This window comes from Actinomycetota bacterium (assembly GCA_036280995.1).
Classification (GTDB): domain Bacteria; phylum Actinomycetota; class CALGFH01; order CALGFH01; family CALGFH01; genus CALGFH01.
The window spans coordinates 1-4,025 of record DASUPQ010000224.1 but is presented as its reverse complement, the minus strand read 5'-3'; the positions used below and the strand labels follow the sequence as shown (position 1 = coordinate 4,025).

Annotated in this window: 4 protein-coding genes; 2 read left to right on the top strand and 2 right to left on the bottom strand. The window is 71.6% G+C overall.

Going from position 1 to position 4,025, the window contains the following annotated elements; all coding sequences use genetic code 11:
- The first annotated feature begins 79 nt into the window (after positions 1-79).
- Together VF468_07260 and VF468_07255 are read left to right on the top strand one after the other, a co-directional pair.
- Entirely contained in the window at positions 80-1,027 is a 948-nt protein-coding gene (locus VF468_07260; GenBank protein ID HEX5878104.1) for an amino acid ABC transporter permease, read from the top strand.
- The gene (locus VF468_07255; GenBank protein HEX5878103.1) at positions 1,017-1,823 is read left to right on the top strand and encodes an amino acid ABC transporter ATP-binding protein; all 807 of its coding nucleotides are present in this window, start codon (positions 1,017-1,019) and stop codon (positions 1,821-1,823) included. Before VF468_07260 ends, VF468_07255 begins: the two co-directional genes overlap by 11 nt.
- Positions 1,824-1,826: 3 nt before the next feature.
- Here VF468_07255 and VF468_07250 read toward each other — a convergent pair whose 3' ends face one another.
- Together VF468_07250 and VF468_07245 are read right to left on the bottom strand one after the other, a co-directional pair.
- Positions 1,827-2,147: an antibiotic biosynthesis monooxygenase gene (locus tag VF468_07250; GenBank protein ID HEX5878102.1), complete on the bottom strand. Its 321-nt coding sequence runs from the start codon at positions 2,145-2,147 to the stop codon at positions 1,827-1,829.
- A gap of 25 nt (positions 2,148-2,172) precedes the next feature.
- Positions 2,173-3,636: an aldehyde dehydrogenase family protein gene (locus VF468_07245; GenBank protein ID HEX5878101.1), complete on the bottom strand. Its 1,464-nt coding sequence runs from the start codon at positions 3,634-3,636 to the stop codon at positions 2,173-2,175.
- Positions 3,637-4,025 lie beyond the last annotated feature (389 nt).

Sequence of the window (4,025 nt, the reverse complement as noted above, 5' to 3'; positions counted from 1 at the left end):
CTCGAGAAGTGGGGTGTCGAGGCCGGGGCCATCACCGACCCCGCCGTCAACCCCTGAGCCGCGGAACCGGGGGCGGGGCATGACCGAGACGAAGACGCCGGAGCGGGCACAGCCCGAGGCCATCACGGCCGTGCCCGTCCGGCACCCGGGCCGGTGGGTGGCGATCGTCGTCCTGGCCGTCGTGGCCGCGATGTTCGTCCACATGCTGGTGACCAACGACGCCTTCCAGTGGCAGTTCATGTTCGACAACATGTTCCGCCCACCGGTCATCGAGGGCGTGCGGACGACGCTGCTCATGACCGTGCTGGCGATGGTCATCGGGGTGTCGCTCGGGGTCGTGATCGCCATGATGCGGCTGTCCCCGAACCCCATCCTGTCCGGGGCGGCGTGGCTCTACACCTGGTTCTTCCGGGCCGTGCCCCGGGTCGTGCTGCTGGTCCTGTTCGGCAACCTGGGCATCCTCTACGGCCGCTACGAGTTCGGGCTGCCGTTCGACCGCCAGCTCGGCAACCTGGTCGGGATCGACCTCGACGCCCGCTTCTTCGGCCTCGACGCCCGCACCATCCTGACCGGCTTCATGGCCGGCCTACTGGGGCTGGCCCTGTCCGAGGCGGCCTATATGGCCGAGATCGTCCGGGCGGGCATGAAGGCGGTCGACCCGGGCCAGCAGGAGGCGGCCCACGCCCTCGGCATGGGCCGCGGGCCGACCCTGCGCCGGATCGTCCTGCCCCAGGCCATGCGGGTGATCGTCCCCCCGACCGGCAACGAGACCATCGCCATGCTCAAGGACACCTCGCTGCTCGCCTTCGTCCCGGTCACCAACGAGCTGTTCTTCCAGCTCCAGGCCATCGGGGCCCGGACCTTCCAGGTGTTCCCGATGCTGGTCGCGGCCTGCCTGTGGTACCTGGCCCTGACCAGCGTGCTGATGGTGGGCCAGTTCTATATCGAGCGATACTTCAGCAAGGGGTTCGGCACCGGGCAGGCTCGGGCCCGCGCGCAGGCGGAGAATATTGGACATGGCCACTGATCTCGGCGGCGGCGCCGCCTCCGGTCCCGGGGACGGGACCCCGATGGTGAAGGCCGAGGCGGTCCACAAGCGCTTCGGTCAGCTCGAGGTGCTCAAGGGCATCGACATGGAGGTGCTCCCCGGCCAGGTGGTGGTCCTGCTGGGCGCGTCCGGCTCCGGCAAGTCGACCTTCCTGCGCTGCATCAACCACCTGGAGAAGATCAACGCCGGCCGGCTGTGGGTCGACGGGCACCTGGTCGGCTACCGGCAGGAGGGCGACAAGCTCTACGAGCTCAAGGAGAAGGAGATCTCCAAGTCGCGGGCCGAGATCGGCATGGTGTTCCAGCGGTTCAACCTGTTCCCCCACATGACGGCCCTTGAGAACGTCTGCGAGGCGCCCTGCCAGGTCAGGAAGGTGTCCAAGGACGCGGCCAGGACCAGGGCCCGGCAGCTGCTGGAGCAGGTCGGGCTGGGCGAGAAGGCCGACGTCTACCCGGCCCAGCTGTCGGGCGGCCAGCAGCAGCGGGTGGCCATCGCCCGCGCCCTGGCCATGGACCCGAAGCTGATGCTGTTCGACGAGCCGACCTCGGCCCTCGACCCGGAGCTGGTCGGCGACGTCCTGGAGGCGATGAAGCAGCTGGCCAGGAACGGCATGACCATGATCGTGGTCACCCATGAGATGGGCTTCGCCCGCGAGGTCGGCGACAAGGTGGTGTTCATGGACCAGGGGGTGGTGGTCGAGGAGGGGGTGCCGACCGAGGTGTTCGCCAACCCCCAGCACGAGCGCACCAAGACGTTCCTGAGCCGGATCCTGTAGCCGTCACCCCATGCCGGGCCCGGCATGGGTGTCGACCTCGTAGTGGGTGGCCACCAGCTCGCGCTCGACCAGGAACCGCTCGTCCTCGGGGTAGAAGACGGCCGTCTCGTAGTCGTCGCCGGCGAAGGCCTTCACGGCCTCCAGCGAGTCCCAGAGCGTGAACATGACGAACTCGGTCCGGTCGCCGACGTCGCGGCGGAGCATCCAGACGCCCCGGTTGCCGGGCGTCCGGGCGTAGCCGGCCACGCCGGTGTCCTGCATGTAGCGGGCGTAGGCGTCGCCGTCGCGCCGGCGGACGGCGCCTTTCCAGATTCGGGCGATCATCGTTCCTCCGGAGTCAGCGGCCGGCCTAGAACGGGAACGGCCGGGTGCCGCTCTGCACCGTCACCCACTTGAGCTCGGTGAACTCGTCGATCGCGGCCTGGCCGCCGAAGCGGCCCCAGCCGCTGTCCTTGACCCCGCCGAACGGCATCTGCGGCTCGTCGTGGACCGGCTGGTCGTTGACGTGGACGATGCCGACCTGGAGCCGGTCGGCCAGGGCCAGGCCCCGGTCGGGGTCGCCGGTGAGGATCCCGGCGGTCAGGCCGTAGGCGGTGTCGTTGGCCCGGGCCACCGCCTCCTCGGCGCCGTCGACGACCTCGACGGTGGCCACCGGCCCGAAGGTCTCGAGCCGGGCCAGCTCGCTGTCGGCGGGCACGTCGGCCAGCAGGGTCGCCTGGAAGCAGCTCCCCACCCGCTCGCCGCCGGCCAGCACCTTGGCGCCCCCGGCGACCGCGTCGGCGACCCGCCCGGCCACCGTGTCCAGGGCCCGCTGGTTGATCAGGGGGCCGATCACGACCCCGGGCTCGGCCGGGTCGCCGACCTTGAGGCCGGCCGTCTTGGCCGAGAGACGCTCCAGGTAGGGGTCGGCGACCCGCCGGTCGACCAGCAGCCGCCGGGCCGACATGCAGATCTGGCCCTGGTGCAGGAACGCCCCGAAGGCGCTGGCGTCGACGGCGTAGTCGAGGTCGGCGTCGTCGAGCACCAGCAGCGGGTTGTTGCCGCCCAGCTCGAGCACGACCCGCTTGAGGTGCCGGCCGGCGGCCTCGGCCAGGAGGCGGCCGGTGGCGGTGGAGCCGGTGAAGTTGAGCCGCCGGACCGCCGGGTGCTCGACCAGCTCCTCGCCGATGGGTCCGGCCTCGCCGGGGGCGTGGGTGACGATGTTGAGGACGCCGTCGGGCAGCCCGGCCTCGGCGAAGATCTCGCCCCAGAGCAGCCCGCCCACGAACGGCGACTCCTCCGACGGCTTGGCCACGACCGTGTTGCCAAGGGCCAGCGGGGCGGCGATGCCGCGGGCGGACAGGATCAGGGCGGCGTTCCAGGGGAAGACGGCGCCGACCACCCCGACCGGCCGGCGCAGCCCCATGGCCATGGCCCCGGGCAGGTCGGCGGGGAGGATCTGGCCGATCGGGCTGTAGGCCAGGGCGGCCGCCTGGCGCAGCAGGCCGGGCACGAAGCCCATCTGGAACATCCCGAACCCGTAGGTGACGCAGCCGGTCTCGCGGGTCAGCAGGCCGACGACGTCGTCGGCGCGGCGCTCCAGGATGTCGGCGGCGGCCAGGAAGATCCGCTGGCGCTCGGCCGGCGGCGTCTGCGACCAGGCCGGGAAGGCGGCCTGGGCGGCCTCCACGGCCCGGCGGGCGTCCTCGCGGGTGCCGGCGGCGACCGTGGCCACGACCTCGCCCGAGTACGGGTCGAGGTCCTCGAAGGTCGCCCCGCCGCTCGCCCCGGTCCACTCGCCGCCGATGAACTGTCGGTACTCGGTGGTGGTCATCCACGACCTCCCTGGTCGGCCTCGACATCGCGGATCCTACCGCGTGCCACGGTCCCGCCCCATGGAGATCAGGCGGCGACGGCCGACGACCTGGACGACGGCGAGGGGGCGGCCCTGTTCGCCACCGCCGGACCCTGCCGCCGGCCGGGAGCTGTGGGACCCGGTGTCCGCTGATCGTCCCGGTGCTGCTGACGGACTCATCGGCCGGGTGCGGGCGTCCTCCGGCGGCTCCGGTGGCGGGGTCGGCGGCGGTGCCGGTGGCGGGGGTAACGGGTCGTGGTGACCCACGGTTGCGGGATTGCCCGAGATATCGTTTAGCATCCTCGGCGGAGATGGAGCCCAACACCCCCTTCTATCGCCGCTGGTCGTACCTTCTGGCCGGCGTCATC